Below are 16,942 nucleotides of genomic sequence, written 5' to 3'. Positions count from 1 at the left end.
CGGGCACGCGACGGCGTGCTCGCCCCCATCGGCGGTTGACGGAACGTACGGATCCTCCGGCCGGGGGCCGGCCCGTACGTCCCGAGCAGGGAACTAACGGGAGGACGTAAGACAGTGGGTTCCGGGGCATCGCACGCCGCGCGTCGGACGGCCGCAGGCACCGCCACCCTGGCGGTCCTCGCCTGCGCGCTGCCCTTCGCGGGCGCGGTACCGGCATCCGCCGCGGACGGCGTGCGGACCGCCTTGACCGACGACGACGTGCGGTTCCAGATAGACGACACCAGTTGCTCGTTCCCTTCCGATCCGATCAAGGGAACGCCCTGGTCCCTGCAGCGCGTCGTACTCGACCAGCTGTGGCAGGACACCAAGGGCAAGGGTGTGAAGGTCGCCGTCATCGACACCGGCGTCGACGCCGTCAACAGCCAGCTCGGGTCCGCGGTCGTCGGCGGCAAGGACTTCCTGTCCAAGGGCGGCAACGGCAAGACGGACGAGGTCGGTCACGGCACCAAGGTCGCGGGCATCATCGCCGCCCGCAAGTCCGCCGAGAGCGGCTTCATCGGCCTGGCCCCGGAAGCCACGATCATCCCGATCCGGCAGAACGACGACCAGGGCAGTGGCAACGTCGGCACGATGATGCAGGCCATCAAGTACGCGGCCGACGCCGGCGCCGACGTCATCAACATCTCGCAGGACACCGCGTCCACCATGAACGCGACGGTCCACACCGCCTTCCGGGCGGCCGTCGAGTACGCCCAGAGCAAGGACGCCCTGATCGTCGCCGCGGCCGGCAACGACGGCGCGGACGGCAAGGTCAAGGAGACCTACCCGGCGGCCTACCCGGGCGTCCTGGCGGTCGCCGCATCCGACCGCAACAACGCCCGTGCGCCGTTCTCCCAGTCGGGAAGCTTCGTGGGCGTCGCGGCACCGGGCATCGACATGGTCTCGACGGTGCCGGCGGGAGGCCACTGCGTCGACCAGGGCACCAGTTTCGCGGCGCCGTACGTCTCGGGGGTCGCCGCCCTGATCCGCGCCAAGCATCCCGACTGGTCGTACCGGCAGGTCATCACCCAGATCGAGCAGACGGCCGACCGGACCAAGGCGGACCGCGACGACTTCGTCGGCTGGGGAGTCGTCGACCCGGCCGCCGCGCTCAACGAGGACACGGCGGAGCCCTCGGAGGACGGTCCGACCCCCGATCCGGTCGGCCCGGCGGGCGCCGCCGCCGACGTCCAGGCCGCGACCCTGGTCCTGGGCGAGTCCGAACAGGAACGAACGGAACGGTACGCACTGTACGTACTGGCGGCCGGCTTCGCCGCGGTGCTCCTGCTGTTCGGGGGCGGCCGGGTCCTCAGCGACTGGCGGCGGAAGCAGGGTGCGGGTAACAACGTGGAGTCAACGGGGAGCTGAGCATGGCTGAGCAGTACAAGGTCGATCTGAGTGAGATCGAGGGCACGATCACGAAGCTGAATCGTGTTCTGGCGGACATGGGGACGTCTTCGTCCAACTGCAGGAACAAGACGTATCTGCCGCAGAGCGCTCTCGGGACGGGCTTCGAAGAGGCCAGGGCGCTGTACAGCGCCCACGAAACGATGAAGGAGCGCCTGTACGAGATCGTCCAGCACCTGGAGCAGGTGCTGGACGACTTCGGCCAGAAGACGAAGAAGACGCATGACGCGTTCGCCGACGCCGAGGCGCAGAACTACGCCGCTTTCAACCGGAAGTGACGATGTTCGGCTACGTGGGAAAGAGGGGGCAGCAGCCGTGAGCGAGAAGAGCATCGACAACTTCGAGTACGTGCCGGCGGATCAGTGCTTCGCAGCGAAGCACACCACGCCGTTCGGACTCAACTACGACATGGACCAGATGAAGGACATGGTCCGGAACGCCGATCCGGCCACGGTGAAGTCGGTGTCGGAGGCCTGGGCGGACCTGAGCAAGGACCTCGTCGGCGGCGGAGGCATCAAAGAGACCCTGGAAACCGCCGTTCAGCATGTTCTCTCGCACTGGGAAGGCGCGAGCGCGGACCTTTTCCGGGAACGGGCGCAGGTCATCAGCCAGAAGATCACGGACAGCGCCAAGTACGCGGACAACACCTCCCAGTCCCTCAAGGGCGCTGCCGTCGTCCTCGACAAGATCAAGGACGAGGTCCTGGCGATGGAGAAGCCGAGCGGCCTCTCCAGCGCGATGGACTGGGCAGGCGACCTCGGCGACCGAGACGCTTCGGGCGCGGACAACGCCCTGAAGAACGGGGCCAGCGCGGACGACGCCCGCAACGACAACGAGGGCAGCCTGTCGGCGGGGCGCGAAGCGCAGCTGAAGATGGCCGCGAAGATGGAGATCCTCGGGGCGGCTTACAACAGTCGGGCTGCGGAGATGGGGTCGTGGAACCGGCGGCGCGGCATCGACGACTCGGAGAGCTTCCCGGGTGATCCCGGCGGCATCCCGCCCGCTGCTGTGGTCATTCCCACGAGCCCGACCCCTCGTAGCCCGCAGGGAGCGACTTCCGGCACCGCCCGTGGAGCACAGACAGGCACGATCAATTCCTCCAAGCCTGTGGCTCCCCCGGCAGGTATCACGGGTGGAGCGCATAAACCGCCTGCACCCACACAGCCTCAGATCGGTACTGCGATCGATGGTGTCACCGGTGGCCGAGTCGATACGCCGACAGTGGGACACCCTGGGACAGCCAACGCCGGGTCCACCGGGAACGGCTCGCCTGGGGGCGGCAGCCCGATCGGAGGTACTCCCGGTATCGCAGGCAGGGCTGGAACAGGTGCCGGTCGAGGCGGCGTGGCAGGCCGCGTCGGCGCTGGGGGCACGGCCGGCAGAGGAAGCGCGGGTGCGGGTGCAGGTATCGCCAAGGGAGGCGCATCGGCACGTGCTGGTGCGGCGGCACGTCAGCCCGGCGGCGTAGTAGGTGGCGCGCCCCGTGCGGGTGCTGGCGCGGGAGCGGGCCGGGGCACAGCCGGTGGCTCGGGACTGCATCGCAGCCGCGGAGCTGCGGGAGGCGCTGGTGCTGTCCGCAAGGGCGGCATGGCAGGTGTCCCCGGTGGTCGAACCAATCGCCCGAAGGACCAGGAAAGCCGTGAGAGCGAGAGGCCGGACTACCTGGTCGAGGACGAAGAGACCTGGATGCCGCAGACCAATGCGGCGCCTCGAGTGATCGAGTAGTCGCCGCGCTTCTGTGTCTACTGGCACATGACAGGATGTGTGGGCGTGGCCTCACGAGGGCCACGCCCACATTGTTATCGGGAGAGGGAAGATGGCATGGCCTTCATGCGATCGATGAGTGCGCTGGGCGCTACGACCCTGGCTGGTGCGCTGATTCTGTCAGCGGCTCCCGTTGCGTCAGCGGACGAAGCGAGAAGTGCCCAGTGGGCCCTCGAAACTCTGCAGGCTGAGCAAGCCTGGTCCATCTCCAAAGGCGAAGGCGTGACCGTCGCAGTGATCGACGATGGCGTCAACGCGAGCCACATCGATCTCCAAGGCAACGTGCTTGAAGGACATGACTTCGTCGATGGGGGGTCCGCTACCCCAGACGCCGGCGATGACCACGGAACGGCCATGGCTTCCATCATTGCTGCCCACGGTCACGGTGAGGGGGAAGGAGTGATCGGCTTGGCTCCCGAAGCGAAGATCCTTCCTATCCGCGACTTCGAAGCGAACAGTAACGGGCTCCCGACCTCGATCCGATACGCGGTTGACCAAGGAGCATCCATCATCAACGTTTCCCAATGCTTTGGTTCCAGTAGCGCCGCAGTGATTTCTGAGGTTACCAATGCTGTGCAGTACGCTTTGAGTCGGGATGTGTTGGTGATTGGTGGGTCGGGCAATGATGGTGACTCAGCTGAATGCTATCCAGGGGCTTCTCCGGGAGCCCTCGGTGTGGGTGCTGTCACTAGCGATGGAACCGTGTGGGAGAAGTCGAATCATAATCCTCAGGTGGCTTTGACGGCTCCAGGTGTGAAGATCGTCGCGGCAGCTGGCGCTGGAAACCGATACAGGATGGGCTCCGGGACCTCCGATGCCACTGCTTATGTCTCGGCAGCCGCAGCTCTCATTCGCTCTGCGTTCCCGGACTTGACCGCCGGGCAAGTGGCGAATCGCCTTGTGAAAACCGCATCCCTTCCGGATTCTGCGCAAGGGTTGAGGTTGCCTGATGAGAAGTACGGGTATGGCGCAATCCGTCCGTACGATGCCTTGGCGGATGACATCCCTGCTGGCTCCAAGTATGGACCGCTCAAGACCTCGGGAAGCCAGGGGTCTTCCGTAGGTCCAGGTGTTGGAAAGACTGACAGTGACTATGCCGCAGAAAACAAGAAAGCAGATCAGAAGCGCCTGCTTGTATTCGGGGTCCTCGGGCTCATTGGCTTGGTGGTGGTCGGCCTCATCGTATGGTTGATCGTCAGGTCGGCCCGGCGTAACAGGAACGGCCCGGGTGGGCCCGCGTCGCCCGGTGGCTACCCGCAGTACGGACAGCAGTCGGCTCCGCCGCAGTACAACCCGTATCAGCAGCCGGCGCAGCCGCAGCAGAATCCGTATCAGCAGCAGCCACCGTCCCCGCCTCAGGGGTAACTCGTGAGGCAGGTGTCGCCGCCGCCGTCATGACGTCCCGGTGTCGTGGCCCCGCCGGCCTCACCGGTAGAGGGCGATGGCCGCCTCCTCCGGCGGGAGGCCCGGGGCCGGACGGAGACGGGAAGACCGGGTGGATCAGGTAGCCGGTGTCGAACTCCTCGGCCGGCGGGGGGACTTCCGTGCTGTCCGGCAGCCGGGGCAGGGCGTAGCGGCTGTCGGACGATGGACGGGGCCTCCTCGGGACTCATGGTCGGGGTCCAGTCGGTGGTGGACAGAGTGACCGGGGAGCAGGCCTCCTCGTCCAGGACGGACGGTTGCGGGCGCGCCCCCCCGGGAGGCGTGCAGCCGGTCCCTGTGCCCGTAGGGCCGGGCGTGCATGGCCACGCCGGCGCCGAGGTCGTCCGGGTGCTCGACGACTGCTCAGCGGGCAACGTTCTGGGCGTTCGCCTCCAGCGGGTCCCGGGTCCAGGGTCCCTGCCGCTGCCGCTGCCGCTGCCGCTGCCGCTGCCGTTGTCCGTGCGGTGCAGAGGACGCGGTCGTCGTCGGACGTGTGCACCGGGAAGTACTGCCGGAACTCCGCTTATGCGCTTCCCCGGAGCTGCTTGCCCGTGTCGGGGCCGTACGCGGCCAGAATCTCGTGACTCTTCGCCCCGGCCGCGCTGATGGCGAAGGTGCCACCGCAGGCCCCCGCCTCCGATCGGGAAGTACCGTTCGCCGGAACTGCCGCCGGAGAGGCTGAGGCGGTAGAGCATGCGGGTCTGGCCGGTGGCCGGGCCGGCCGAGGCGACCTCATCCCGCTCCGTGCAGGAATCCGCCTCGTCGAGGTCCCCGACCACGCAGGTACGCACCCTGATCAGCGCTTTGCCGCCGGTGAGCCGGCCGCTGCCGCACTCGTCGGTCACCAACCGCTCCGGGGGCGAGGCCGGCGACCGTCCGACGCCCTGAGCGCCGGGTCGGTCCGCCCGGCGCTGATGACCACCACCTCCCTCGTCGAGCGGTGGCACGCGGCGCGGACCCGACCCCCGCCCCTTCCGGCGCCGCGCCGGCCGTGCCGCCGAGCCGGGATGCACGAGGCGCGGAGTGACGCCGGGACCAGGGCGGTCACATCCCCCCTCGCCCCGTCCGCACGGCCCGGTCCCGTCGCGGCGCGCGATGCCCTCGATGCTGCCGCTCGCGCCCGGGGACTCTCCGGACGCGGCGGCCGTCCTCGGTCACCTCTCCTGGTCACCTCCCCTCCCGCCAGGGTGCGGCAACCCTCGTCGAATCCGGCCAGGGCCGCCGAGTCCGTTCCCACGGCCGCGGCGCGCAGCGGGGCGGCACGCTCGGTGCTGTCCGCGGACCGCGCCGCCGGCGTGGCCATTCACGCCCGGCCCCACTGGCACGGGGACCGGCTGTACGCCTCCCGGGGGGCGCGCCCGCAACCGTCCGTCCTGGACGAGGAAGCCTGCTCCCCGGTCACTGTCCACCACCGACTGCACCTCGACCATGCGCCGCACGCCGCCACACCGGGCGGAGTCTGCCGGGCACGGGGAGGCGTTCGTCGACGAGTACGGCCGTGGGAGCGGGCCCGATGCGGCGTGCCAGGACGTGCAGCAACGTGCGCCGGGTGAGACAGGGGAACAAGCGACCGACGCACCACCCCTGCCGGGCCGGTGAGAGGTGTGCGCACAAGATCGCCCGTCGGCGATCCGGCTTGATAAGGTCACGCCAATCGGCGAGTGGGCAGCACTCGAACACATGACAGACGGGGGCCATGTGTCGACCTATTCGGTTGACTCCAGCGGGTATCAGGAGAACGTCCGGCACCTGGACGCCGCGGCCGAGGGCATCGGCACGGCCGCGTCCCAGATGCCCGGCGAGCAGTGCTCGCTCCACGACGTCTACGGCGGCGAGGACTCGGGCCCCGCCTTCGAACGGTGTGTCACCGCGTGGCACGACGAGGCGGGCGTCCTGCGCTCCGCCCTGGAGGAGATCGCCGGCAAGCTCCGGATCACCGGCACCAACTACGGCGCGGCGGAGGACTCCGCCCTCCAGCGGGTGCAGGGCGCCGCGCGCACCGGCGGGCAGCCCCCGGTCCCGGCGGCGTCCGAGCCCTCCCCGTTCGGCTGACACACGAGGTCCTTGACGCATGAGCACCGAAGAACAGATCCTCCGGCTCGACCTGCCCACCCTCCTGCGGTACGGCATCGGTCCGGCCGCCACCCGGCGCGGCGTCCTGTTCGGCGAGGGCGCCGTCGCCGCGGCCGTCACCCTGGACCGGCTGGGCGTCCAGCCGCGTGCCGTGGCGTTCCTGGCCAAGATCGTGCGCAGCGGCGGTACGCGGTACGCGGCCGGCCTCCCGGAGCCCTTCCCCGTCGCCGACGCCTCCCGGACCGCCACCGACTGGCTGGCGAACGCCGCTGCCGTGGCCCGGAGCACGGACGACGACGAGACCGTGGCGCGCTGGTTCGAGGCCGTCGCCGAGATCCTCGCGCTGCGCCACCGCACGGCCGGCGCGCGTCGGTGACCGCCCGCCGGACGGCACCGGCGGGACCCGTATCCGTACACGCACACGCACACGCACAAGGAAAGAGAGCCCGGGCATGGCGGGGGAGTCCACGACGTCACGGCGTTCCGAACTGGCCGGCCTGAAGGGCCGCATCGAGGGAGCCGGCGACAAGAACGATCTCATCGAGGCCATCGACAAGGCGCTCGCGGTCGAGGCGCCGGTGGGTGACCCCGGCGCGATCGAGACGGCGTCCAAGCAGTTCAAGCAGGCCAGCAGCACGGTGGACGAGGCCTCGGGTCGGATCGGCGACGCGGCCTCCGGGCTGCCCGAGGTGTGGACCGGCACGACGCAGGTGGCCGCGACGGACGTGGTGGCCGCCGCGCAGCGGGCCGCGGACCGGATGCGCGAGGCGTTCGAGGGCAGCGCCAAGGCGCTCGTCGCGCTGGCGGACGGCGTGGAGGAAGCCCAGCGGCAGGACCGTACGGGCCGTGAGATCCTCACCGAGGCGCGCTCCTCGCTCGGCGGTGAGGACGGCTTCTTCGACGGCATGTGGGACAGCGACGACGAGGACGCCGTCGTGGAGCGGGCGAGGACGAAGGCGCTCGACGGCGTGGAGCGGCGCCACCAGGCCGCGGTCGTGGCCGACGACGCGGCGCGCGCGGCGGCCGGCGAACTCAACCGCTGGGCCTCCGAGGCCCGTTCGGGCAAGCTCGACGCGCAGGGCCTGACGGCCGCGGACAAGCTGATGCTCGCCGACACCAGCAGCGTCGACGAGAACAGCGCGGACCGCGAGTACAACGAGATCCTCAGCGCCGGCGACCTCGAACGCTCCGCGCGGTTCATGAACGAGATGGACGCCGGGGACCGCGCGGAGCTGGAACGGATGCTCAAGGAGTCCAAGTCGCCGGAGGAGCGCGCCTATCTGATGAAGGCCGTCGCCGCCGGATACGACGTCGACGCCGTGCGGGAGTTCCGCGGGAAGATCCACGCGCACGGCGACGACGAGGCGTGGCTCCAGCGGCACCTGTCGCCCGCGGTCACCGAGGCCGGCAGCGTGGACCAGCCCGGCGTCACGGACTCGCTCACCTTCGACGGGGAGAACTGGTCGCAGAAGGGCAACACCTGCGTACCGGGCTCCACGATCGGCGCCCGTGCCATGGTCGACCCCGTCTACGCCCTCGAACTCACCGGCGGGCCCTCGGGCCAGGAGGACGACGGCGCCGCCTTCCGGGCGCGCCTCGACGATGAGCTGACCCGGGTGCACGAGGAGGGCGACGGCGACTACGAGCACTTCTGGGGCGGTGCCCCGGACGGTATGGACGCCGACGGCCAGCACGAGGTGGCCAACGCCGAGATCAGCCCGCACACCGGCGCGGAGTACGAGTACCACGAGCTGCGCGAGGGCGCGGACGCCCGGCGCGAGGTGCTGCCGGACATCGAGCGGGCCGTCGCGGACGGCAGGCCCGTCCCCGTGGAGGTCGAGGGCAAGGACGCCGACGGCAACCGGGTCGGCCACCAGATGATGATCATCGGTCAGGAGGGCGACATGCTCCAGATCTACAACCCCTGGGGACACACCACCTGGGTGAGCGAGGACGACTTCGTCAACGGCCACATGGACAAGGCATCGGACGAGCGGCTGCCCGACGCCTTCGCCGTGCACGTCCCCCAGTGACGCGAGGAGTCCACCGGTGAACACCCACCAGACGACCGTACGGCGGCGGCTCGTCCGCCTCACGGCGTCCGTGCTGCTGTGCGGCGCGGCCGGCACCCTGACGGCCTGCGGCTCCTCCGCCGACCGGCGGGAGTACGGCACCGGCCAGCGCTCCATCGAGGCGGAGGCGGGGGAGGAGTTCACCCTCTCCTTCCCGATGGCTCCCACCCAGGGCGAGTGGTGGTACGTCGTCCCGCCCGAGCCCGACGGCAAGGTCGTCCGCGGCGAGGGCGACCGCGAGGAGTACGAGGGCTCGGACGGCTCGGGCGGCGGCGACGGCACCCAGTACTTCGACTACGAGGCCGTCGGCGCCGGCACCACGGAGATCCGCGTCCTGCACTGCCCGGTCGGCACCTGCGTGGGCAAGGGCGCCACGGCGTCCCCCCGGCCGGACGCGGAGTCCACCAACTCCGACCAGGCGAAAAAGGCGCGGTACTACACGTTCGAGGTGACCGTACGGGGCTGAGGGCGGGACCCGGGCCGTGCGGGAGCCGGCCGCACGGCCCCGGTCGTGGTGTCCGGGCGGCGCCTGAAGGAGCGCGGGCCCGCACCGCGACACACGCCGACGGCGTCTGAGATTCTGTCGGGCGTCATCGTCAACCGCAGCGACAGTGGGGCGGCCATGCAGCAGAGCAGTCAGGGATCGGCTTCGCGGGGGGAGCGGACGGGCGGAACTCCGCAGCCGGGGCCGCGGCAGCACGACACCACCGCCGGCCCGGCTCCGGAGACGCTGATCGAGATCCCCAACCGGAGACTGCACAGGCACACCCGGGTGAAGCCGGGGGAGCAGACCACGACCATCCGGCAGGCGGGACCCGGCACACGGGGCGAGCCGCTCGCCCACGTGCACGTACCCCAGGACGCCCCGAAGGGCGGACGCATGGCCCGGCCGCCGTTCACGGTGACCGGCGTGGACGGGGCGACGCTCTGCTCGGTCCGCTCGGCGGGCACCGGGCGGTACGACGTGTACGGCGCCGACGGCGCCCCGATCGGCCGGATCACCCGGCACCCCGGCCGGCTCCTGTGGCCCCGCCGGGTGCGCTGGAGCGTGCGGCCCGCGCACGGCGGCCCGGAGCTGGCCGCGGAAGTCGGCCCCGTCAGGACCTGGGTGGTGCTCTGCGTCATCTCCCCGCTCTACTTCGTGTGCTGGGCGATCATGGCCGTCTACGGCTCCCTCGCGCTGCTGTTCGGCGACAAGGAGAGCGCGAAGGAGGACGCCAAGTGGGAGATGGAACTCCCGGCCTGGACCCGGTGGCGGACGCCGGACGACGCGGACGCCGCCCTGGAGTACAAGTCGGACCGCGTGTACCGCCTCGTCCCCTCCCGCGTCGACTGGCGCCTGGCGTACGCCCAGGCCGTCCTGCACGTGTGGGACCGGGGCTGACCGGACCCGTGCGACGACTTGGTGAGGGTCCCCGCGGACGCGTGGGCCCCCTGGTGTCGTTCCGATAACCTGACTCGCCAGTGACTCGGCACGTTCTCGATCACGCTCACGGGGAGACGAACAGGGATGTCGGACTTCAAGATCGATATCGACCGCATGCAGAGCCTCATCAACAGGCTGGACCAGGTCGACGACCGCATGCGCGGCGCGCAGCAGCGGTTGAACAAGGTGGGCCCGAAGGGACTGGGCACCGACGGCCTGGACAACGCCTGCGACGACTTCCAGGACGCCTGGGGCGACGGCATCAAGCGCATCGCCGACGGTGCCAAGCAACTGCACGAGGGCCTGCGGAAGACGGTCGAGTCCTACCGGACCACCGACCAGGACCTGCAGAAGGGCTTCAGCCAGAAGTAGCCCCGGCCGGACGCTCCGCTCCCGCGGACGGCACGACCCGTCCCGCGCACATCATTCGTACACAACGGGGAGAAGACGATGGGAATCTTCGACGACGCCGACTGGCCCGGACTGACGTTCAACCCGGCCAAGGGCGACCTGCACACGATCCAGTCGCTGGCCTACGACGTCAAGACGGTCGGTGACGAACTCGACGAGCTGCGCCAGATGCTGGTCACCATCGGCAGGACGGACGGCGCGTGGGAGGGCGAGGCGGCCCAGAAGTTCCAGCAGAAGGTCGGCGAACTTCCCAAGTACCTGCAACAGGGGCACGAGTCGATGAACGCCTGCTCGCAGGCGCTCAAGAGCTGGCACAGCGAGCTGGAGACCATGCAGCGGCAGGCCAAGTCGCTGGAGGCCGAGGCGGTCGAGGTCCGCAAGCAGCTGGAGCAGAGGAACGACGCCGTCGACCAGGTCAACAGCAAGATCGCGCAGTCGAGGTTCCGCCAGCTCACCCAGCAGGAGGCCGACGCCCTCACCGAGGAGGCCGACTCCGCGTCCAGGGCGGCCCAGGACGCCGCGTCCCACCTGGAGCGGGTCATCGAGAACGGCGAGGCGCTCCGCAAGTACTGGGAGGAACAGGCCGCGAAGGCCGAGAAGGCCATCCGGGAGGCCGCGGAGAACCGCCCGCCGGACATCAGCATCTGGGACAAGATCACGGACGGCCTCAAGGGCGCCTGGGACGGCTTCAAGGACTTCCTGATCGACAACGCGGACCTCTTCTCGACGATCTCCGCCGCGCTCGCCGCGGCCGCGATCATCGTCAACGTCGTCCCGATCGGCGGCCAGGTCGCCTCGGCGATCCTCGGCGCCGGCTCGGTCGCGTTCGCCGGCGCGGCCATGGCCGGCCACTGGATGGGCGGAGCGCCGATGTGGAAGGTCGGCCTGGACGCCCTGGGGGTGATCCCGGGCGTGGGCGGCGCGGCCAAGGGGCTCTTCGTCGGCGGCAAGGCGCTCCTCACCGGCGGCCGGGTGGCCTCGGGCGTCACGGCGGGCGCCAAGACCATGATCGGGCAGATCACCAACCCCATGAGCACCAAGGCGATCACCTGGGGACTGAGCAAGTTCGGCAAGCAGGTCGACCCCGCGCTCATCACGGTGGGCGTCAAGGGCTTCTCCACCGGCTTCGGCCTCGGCCACCTCCTCGGCGGCGGCGACGGAGGCGGCACCGGCACGCCGCCCGTGTCCACCCAGCCCGCCCCGGTCACCCCCGGCAGCCCGGAGGACCGGCTCCTGGACAGCAGCACCCCGCCCGTGCGGACCATGCCGTACCCGGCGGCCACGGGTGACAAGTTCCACCACACCCTGGCGGCCTGAGACCGATGTCCGAACTCACCACCGTACGCTCCGACACCACCGAGAAACCCGGCCTCCACGTCGGATGGGTCATGCCGCCGTTCTTCCACGAGATCCCCGTGGACACCGACGACGCCGAAGAGGCCGCCGAGCGGCTCTACGAGACCGTCCATCAGGTGCTGCCGGGCGGCACGGACGACGACCGGCTGCGCATGTTCGTCACCTACGCGGCGATGCTCGACGAACTGCGCGGCGCCGGCGCGGTGTACGCCGGCTTCTGCCTCATGGACATGGACGGCCGCCCCAGCACCGCCAACGTCGCCGTCTACCGGATGCCGCTCCCGGACATCACCACGGAGGACGCCCTGCCGGAGGCACTCGCCGCTCTGCGACGGGCCTACCCCGCCGACGACGTCCGCCTCGCCGCCCTCCCCTGCGGCCGGGGCGAGTCCCGGGCCGTCGTACGGATCGGCGACGCCCCCTTCGAGCTGGCCGCCGAGGGGTCCCCGACGGGGCAGCCGGTGACCGTGCCGCGCGGCCAGATACAGGTCTACGTCCCCCTGCCCAACGACGCCGAGATGCTCGCCTTCGAACTGTCCACGCCCTCCATGGAGGACTGGGACTTCTACTCCGAGCTGTTCGCGACGATCATCCGCACCCTGGACTGGGCCACGGAGGAGGAGGCCGAGATGGCCGCCGCGCTCTCCCAGGCCCAGCCGGTCAGCGCGACGGCACCCGATCCGGAGGCCGTCCAGCGGCTCTACGCCCACTCCAGCCGTGTCCTGGACGTGCTCGCCGTACGGGGCCGGATGGACGAGGGCAACGCGGTGTCCGCCGTGACCTGCGCGGACTGCTGGGCCAAGGGGCTGACCTCGGCCTGTACGGCCCGCCACCAGTGGCAGGTGGACGACGTCGAGGACACGCTCCTGGCCGCCGCCGTCACCCGGCTCGACGAGGTGCTGCAGGCGCAGGGCTGGTTGAAGTTGTCCGGCACTCCGGGCCAGAGCGTCGCCCTCGCCGCGGACGGCGGCACCGGGACCCGTGTCAGCGCCACCCTCCTCGCCGGCCGGCGCCGGCTCGTCGTCGAGGTCGTCGCCCCCTGCACCCGTACGGTGCGGGCCACGGGCGACTCCGTCTTCGGATAGCCGACCGCAGGAAGCAGCCACTCATGACCCGTCCCGCACCCGCCCTCCTGCCGGTCAGCGCGGCGGCACTGTCCGCGGACCCCCGGCTGCTGGAAGCCGTACGGGAATACGGCCGTGCCCACGGCTACGACTACCTCGACGACACGGCCGTCCGGCGCGGGCTGGCCGAACACCGGGCCGCCCTGCACCGCACCGCCCACGGTGCCCCCGTGTGGGCCGCGTCCCTCGTGGGCACCGCCGGCCTCGCCTGGCTGCTGTGGGCCGCGCTGAGCGGGCCGGGGAACATCGCGCTCGCCGTCGTACCCCCGGCCCTCCTGCTCGTCCTGGCGGTGGCCGCGTTCGTACGGGTCCACCGGCAGGGCAGGCGGCAACTGCGGCACCCCTTTCTGGAGGGCTACCGGCACGTCCTCGCGGCGGCGCTCGCGCACGGCGTGCCGGTGGCCGTCGTCCCCGCCTGGCTGACCGGCCGCGGGGGCGGGGACATCGAGGTCGCCCCGCTGCCGCCGTACACCGCACCCGCCGGTGGTCCGGCCCCCGCCCGGAGGCCGCAGACCCCCGTCGGCACGGCCGCCCCGCTGCCGGCCAGGACCGCCGCGGTCAAGGAGTACGAGCGGATCGCGGAGCGCGGCGGCTGGCACGACGAGGCGGGCTGGGTCCTCGTCGTGGCCGGCGCCCTCGGTGTCGGCTACGCCGTGACGCGGGACACGCCCGCGGCGTACGCGGCCGTCCTCCTCACCGTCCTCGGCATCTGGACCTGGCTCGCCGGCCACCGCCTGGGCAGGCGCCGGGCCGAACTGGCCGCGGAAGCGCGCCGCTACGTCGACGAGCTGGCCAGGGCCCAGGCCGCCGGAACGGCCGTCCCGGAACTGTCCCCGCCCCTGCGCAAGCTCTTCGACTCCCGCCTCTGACGGACGCCGCGTCCCACCACGACCGCCCCCTCACCCGACCCGTGCCCCCGCCGCCCTGGCCCGCTCCCGGGCCTCGGGACTCACGCCACGCCTGCGGGCGGCCGTCCGGTCGTCGACGGCTTCCTTCTGCGCCACCGAGAGCAGTCGGCGAGGCCCGGGAGCGGCGACGACTCCGAGGAACCGGGGGTCGCCGGCGAACCAGATCTCGCCGACCCCTCCGGCCTTGACCTCGCGGACCCAGAAGGTGACGCCGCTCCCCAGCCAGTCCCCCCACTTCAGGGTGATCCGGCGGTCCGGCGCCTCCGGATCGGCGAGGGTGAAACGGGTGGTGCCGTTCTTGGCGATGGAGGCCGCGCCGGGACAGGACTGCCAGGGGTAGACCTTCAGCACGCGCCGCAGCCGGTTCACCGTCAGGACGAGCACAAGCGCCTGGAGAGCGATGTGGATCAGCACGAACAGAACGGGCATCCAGATCCACAGAGCCCAGACCGGCGTCAGCACCACCGCGTACAGCCACGCCACGAAAGACGCCAGGGAGAGCAGGACCACACCCAGCCGGAACGAGGCGGCACGGCGCCAGGCCCATCGTGTCGCCGGGTCCTCGTACGCGGTCCTGACAGCGGGAACAGTCATGGTGATCGGCTCCGTCACCGTGATCAGCCGAACACGGCGCGCACGGACGCCGCGACATCGGATTCGGGGGCCCGTGCCTTCAGGGCTTCGGGCAGCGGATTGTCGAAACTCACCGATTCCGCGATGGCACGGTGGACGTCGCGGAAGAACTCCCGGGCGTCGACAGCGGTGCTGGTCAAGGTCAGCACGGCCAGTCGTCCGCCGTCGGGGTACGGCAGGTAGGCCGTGGCCTGGTAGAGGGAGCGGCACCGGGTGTCCGCCTCGGCCGGCAGCTCCATCACCGCTTCGGTGAACGCCGCCGGACCGCACGGCAGGTGCGGCACGGCCACAGGCAGTGCGCTCTGCCGGGCGGTGGCCGCACGCGCCGCCATGAGGTTCCGCGGACCGTGAGGCATCTCCCCGCGGTTGAGGGTGAGGACCGACTCCAGTACGCGCCCGTCGTCGGCCTCGTGCGCACCGAGCGAGAGATGGATCAGCCCCTCCCTGATCAACAACCCCACCGTGGCGTGCGCCTCACTCAGACGAGTGAGGAGGTCCGCCAGCTTCTCCTCCGGTACGAGGTCGAGAAGCGCGTCGATCGCGGCACGCGCACGTCCGCCCTCGGGTGACCCGGAATCGTGGAAGAGGCTCGCGAACGGCAGCTCCGTGAACCCCGGTGGCACGGCGAACCACAGGTCGCAGTCGGAACGCATCGCCGATTCGTCGACGGCGTACTCAAGGGTCGATTCGTCCGTCATCCTGCCAACGGCCTGATCGTCGTCATGAGGGTGGAGCCGTGTGCCGCCCCGTCGAACGTGCCGGCACGGGCACCGTCCATGCCGGTGGAGACCTCCTCGGCGGCCGGCTTCCTGATCTCGTCCCAGACGTTCTTGGCGACACCGTAGGTGCCGGTCAGCGCGCCTGCCCCCGCCACACCCGTGTCGATGGCGCTCGCCACCGCCCGCGGGTCGCCGGCTCCCTTGACCAGCCACGTGGTCAGCGGATTCTCGGCCGTGCGGATCTTTTCGGCGACGGTCATGGTCTTGCTGCCCGCACTGGCGAGTTTCTGGCCCAGTGTGAGCGCCTCGGCACTCGCGTTCGCAGCCCGCACCGCCCCGTTCACGCCGCGCAGCACCGACGCCGCACCCGGTACGACACCCAGGGCGTCCCCCACCACGCCGACGGCGTTGCTCCTGAAATCGGCGTCGAACTCCCCCTTGGCGAAGCCGTCCTTGAGCGACGCCCGCACCACCGGGTCGGAGAACCGGCTGACCAGCGTCGCCGTGCTCGCCGCCGCTGCCACCAGCAGCAGGACCGGGCCGACCGGTACGGCGAAGAACAGGGCGGCCAGGCCGGCGACGGCCGCGATCGCGCCGAGGACGTCGGTGAGGTTGTCGCCCACCCAGTCCATGGCCGACTCGAACCAGTTCGGCTCCTCGGGCGCCAGCTTGTCCGTGGCGTCCCGCAGGACGCGCGCCGTGCCCCGGGCACCGGTGCCGTGTTCCTCCGCCAGCTCCCGGGCCCGCTTGATCACGTCGTCGTACGCGGTCCGGGCGCCGCTCACCGCCTCGCGGGCCCGCGTCAGCTCCTCGGTCGCCCGGTCCAGCCGCGCCTGCGCGCGCCTCAGCTCGGCGTCGTCGGTGAACGTCCTGCCCGCGAGCCCGAGGTCGGGATCGGCGGCGGCCTCCTTCTCCTGGCGCTCCGCCCTGGCGATGTTCCCCTTCGCCTCCTCGGCCTGGCCGTCCAGCGTCCGTGCCCGCTCCTGGTAACCGTCGAGAGCCTTCTGCCACTCGGCCAGTGCGGTGGCGGCCCGGGTGATGGAGGCGTGCGCGTTCTTCAGGTTCACCGGCAGCGCACCGTCGAGCTGCTCACGGAAGGCGACCGCCGCGTCGCCCTCCCAGGAACTGCCCGACCGCAGGTTCTCGATCATCTTGTGGGCGTCGGCGATCGTCCGTGCCGACTTCTGAAGCTTCGCCGTCAGGCCGGAGACGACGGAGACGTCACCCGGCACCGGATCGAAGCCGAGGTGCCGATAGGGGTGGGCCGTCACTTTCCGCCTCCCTGCGCGGCCGCCTTGCGGAACCCCTCTTCCAGGGCCCGGTCGACCTCCTCGTAGTCGGCCCTGCTTTGGTTCACACCCTCCGCGAACTTGCCCGTCAGCTCCGCCAGCTGCTCGGAGCCGTACGTCCAGTGCTCGTGGAACTCGGCGCAGGCGGCGTCCAGCTCCTTGGTGCCGATGCCCTCCGCGGACACGTCCCGCATCCAGGTGCGGACGTTGTCCAGCTCGGCCCTGGCGTTCTCCAGCGTCGTTCTGAAACGGGCCAGTTCGGCGGTGTCGGTCTTGAAGTAATCGGTCACGGGGGCAAT

The 16,942-nt window shown here is 70.8% G+C and carries 17 protein-coding genes; 13 read left to right on the top strand and 4 right to left on the bottom strand.

The window, feature by feature from the left end; all coding sequences use genetic code 11:
- The first annotated feature begins 114 nt into the window (after positions 1–114).
- The 13 genes from mycP (Sdagh_RS11675) to Sdagh_RS11615 all read left to right on the top strand — a co-directional run bounded on the left by mycP (Sdagh_RS11675) (position 115) and on the right by Sdagh_RS11615 (position 13,963).
- The gene (gene mycP / locus Sdagh_RS11675; RefSeq protein ID WP_372478438.1) at positions 115–1,407 is read left to right on the top strand and encodes a type VII secretion-associated serine protease mycosin; all 1,293 of its coding nucleotides are present in this window, start codon (positions 115–117) and stop codon (positions 1,405–1,407) included.
- A gap of 2 nt (positions 1,408–1,409) precedes the next feature.
- A complete protein-coding gene (locus Sdagh_RS11670) occupies positions 1,410–1,724 on the top strand; it encodes a DUF2563 family protein (protein ID WP_189424226.1) in 315 nt (104 codons plus the stop codon).
- Between the two features lie 37 nt (positions 1,725–1,761).
- Positions 1,762–3,171: a WXG100 family type VII secretion target gene (locus Sdagh_RS11665; protein WP_190078426.1), complete on the top strand. Its 1,410-nt coding sequence runs from the start codon at positions 1,762–1,764 to the stop codon at positions 3,169–3,171.
- A 96-nt stretch (positions 3,172–3,267) separates the two neighbouring features.
- Positions 3,268–4,575 carry a type VII secretion-associated serine protease mycosin gene (gene mycP / locus Sdagh_RS11660; RefSeq protein WP_226535040.1) on the top strand — a complete coding sequence of 436 codons (1,308 nt, stop codon included), beginning with the start codon at positions 3,268–3,270 and terminating at the stop codon, positions 4,573–4,575.
- 1,755 nt (positions 4,576–6,330) lie between these two features.
- Positions 6,331–6,684: a WXG100 family type VII secretion target gene (locus Sdagh_RS11655; RefSeq protein WP_190078427.1), complete on the top strand. Its 354-nt coding sequence runs from the start codon at positions 6,331–6,333 to the stop codon at positions 6,682–6,684.
- A 19-nt stretch (positions 6,685–6,703) separates the two neighbouring features.
- Positions 6,704–7,081, top strand: a complete 378-nt coding sequence (locus Sdagh_RS11650) for a hypothetical protein (RefSeq protein ID WP_189424232.1) — start codon at positions 6,704–6,706, stop codon at positions 7,079–7,081.
- Between the two features lie 76 nt (positions 7,082–7,157).
- Entirely contained in the window at positions 7,158–8,738 is a 1,581-nt protein-coding gene (locus Sdagh_RS11645; protein WP_189424243.1) for a WXG100 family type VII secretion target, read from the top strand.
- Positions 8,739–8,754: 16 nt separating this feature from the next.
- On the top strand, positions 8,755–9,243 hold the full coding sequence (locus Sdagh_RS11640; RefSeq protein WP_189424245.1) for a protease inhibitor I42 family protein: 489 nt from the start codon (positions 8,755–8,757) through the stop codon (positions 9,241–9,243).
- Positions 9,244–9,399: 156 nt separating this feature from the next.
- Entirely contained in the window at positions 9,400–10,161 is a 762-nt protein-coding gene (locus Sdagh_RS11635; RefSeq protein WP_226535038.1) for a hypothetical protein, read from the top strand.
- A gap of 126 nt (positions 10,162–10,287) precedes the next feature.
- The gene (locus Sdagh_RS11630; protein WP_189424248.1) at positions 10,288–10,575 is read left to right on the top strand and encodes a WXG100 family type VII secretion target; all 288 of its coding nucleotides are present in this window, start codon (positions 10,288–10,290) and stop codon (positions 10,573–10,575) included.
- Positions 10,576–10,653: 78 nt separating this feature from the next.
- On the top strand, positions 10,654–11,931 hold the full coding sequence (locus tag Sdagh_RS11625) for a putative T7SS-secreted protein (RefSeq protein ID WP_189424250.1): 1,278 nt from the start codon (positions 10,654–10,656) through the stop codon (positions 11,929–11,931).
- 5 nt (positions 11,932–11,936) lie between these two features.
- Entirely contained in the window at positions 11,937–13,055 is a 1,119-nt protein-coding gene (locus Sdagh_RS11620; RefSeq protein ID WP_190078428.1) for a hypothetical protein, read from the top strand.
- A 23-nt stretch (positions 13,056–13,078) separates the two neighbouring features.
- Positions 13,079–13,963: a hypothetical protein gene (locus Sdagh_RS11615; RefSeq protein ID WP_190078429.1), complete on the top strand. Its 885-nt coding sequence runs from the start codon at positions 13,079–13,081 to the stop codon at positions 13,961–13,963.
- 30 nt (positions 13,964–13,993) lie between these two features.
- Here Sdagh_RS11615 and Sdagh_RS11610 read toward each other — a convergent pair whose 3' ends face one another.
- Genes Sdagh_RS11610 through Sdagh_RS11595 form a run of 4 tightly spaced genes read right to left on the bottom strand, consistent with a single transcriptional unit; the run spans position 13,994 to position 16,933 of the window.
- Positions 13,994–14,596 carry a hypothetical protein gene (locus Sdagh_RS11610; RefSeq protein ID WP_190078430.1) on the bottom strand — a complete coding sequence of 201 codons (603 nt, stop codon included), beginning with the start codon at positions 14,594–14,596 and terminating at the stop codon, positions 13,994–13,996.
- Between the two features lie 23 nt (positions 14,597–14,619).
- Entirely contained in the window at positions 14,620–15,333 is a 714-nt protein-coding gene (locus tag Sdagh_RS11605; RefSeq protein WP_190078431.1) for a hypothetical protein, read from the bottom strand.
- The gene (locus Sdagh_RS11600; RefSeq protein WP_190078432.1) at positions 15,330–16,625 is read right to left on the bottom strand and encodes a hypothetical protein; all 1,296 of its coding nucleotides are present in this window, start codon (positions 16,623–16,625) and stop codon (positions 15,330–15,332) included. The genes Sdagh_RS11605 and Sdagh_RS11600 overlap by 4 nt, the downstream gene beginning before the upstream one ends.
- Complete coding sequence (locus Sdagh_RS11595; protein ID WP_190078433.1) at positions 16,622–16,933, bottom strand: DUF6317 family protein; 312 nt, start codon at positions 16,931–16,933, stop codon at positions 16,622–16,624. The genes Sdagh_RS11600 and Sdagh_RS11595 overlap by 4 nt, the downstream gene beginning before the upstream one ends.
- Between the last annotated feature and the right edge of the window lie 9 nt (positions 16,934–16,942).

The organism is Streptomyces daghestanicus (assembly GCF_020521275.1).
GTDB lineage: Bacteria > Actinomycetota > Actinomycetes > Streptomycetales > Streptomycetaceae > Streptomyces > Streptomyces griseoviridis.
Note: the sequence above shows the minus strand (reverse complement) of the source record. Positions and strands in the feature narration are given on the sequence as shown.

Bases quoted from the DNA above. Each gene is read 5' to 3' on its own strand.
- Sdagh_RS11610 (WP_190078430.1), bottom strand. From the start codon at position 14,596: ATGACTGTTCCCGCTGTCAGGACCGCGTACGAGGACCCGGCGACACGA.
- Sdagh_RS11630 (WP_189424248.1), top strand. From the start codon at position 10,288: ATGTCGGACTTCAAGATCGATATCGACCGCATGCAGAGCCTCATCAAC.
- Sdagh_RS11645 (WP_189424243.1), top strand. From the start codon at position 7,158: ATGGCGGGGGAGTCCACGACGTCACGGCGTTCCGAACTGGCCGGCCTG.
- Sdagh_RS11605 (WP_190078431.1), bottom strand. From the start codon at position 15,333: ATGACGGACGAATCGACCCTTGAGTACGCCGTCGACGAATCGGCGATG.
- Sdagh_RS11650 (WP_189424232.1), top strand. From the start codon at position 6,704: ATGAGCACCGAAGAACAGATCCTCCGGCTCGACCTGCCCACCCTCCTG.
- Sdagh_RS11670 (WP_189424226.1), top strand. From the start codon at position 1,410: ATGGCTGAGCAGTACAAGGTCGATCTGAGTGAGATCGAGGGCACGATC.
- Sdagh_RS11620 (WP_190078428.1), top strand. From the start codon at position 11,937: ATGTCCGAACTCACCACCGTACGCTCCGACACCACCGAGAAACCCGGC.
- mycP (WP_226535040.1), top strand. From the start codon at position 3,268: ATGGCCTTCATGCGATCGATGAGTGCGCTGGGCGCTACGACCCTGGCT.
- Sdagh_RS11635 (WP_226535038.1), top strand. From the start codon at position 9,400: ATGCAGCAGAGCAGTCAGGGATCGGCTTCGCGGGGGGAGCGGACGGGC.
- Sdagh_RS11625 (WP_189424250.1), top strand. From the start codon at position 10,654: ATGGGAATCTTCGACGACGCCGACTGGCCCGGACTGACGTTCAACCCG.
- Sdagh_RS11615 (WP_190078429.1), top strand. From the start codon at position 13,079: ATGACCCGTCCCGCACCCGCCCTCCTGCCGGTCAGCGCGGCGGCACTG.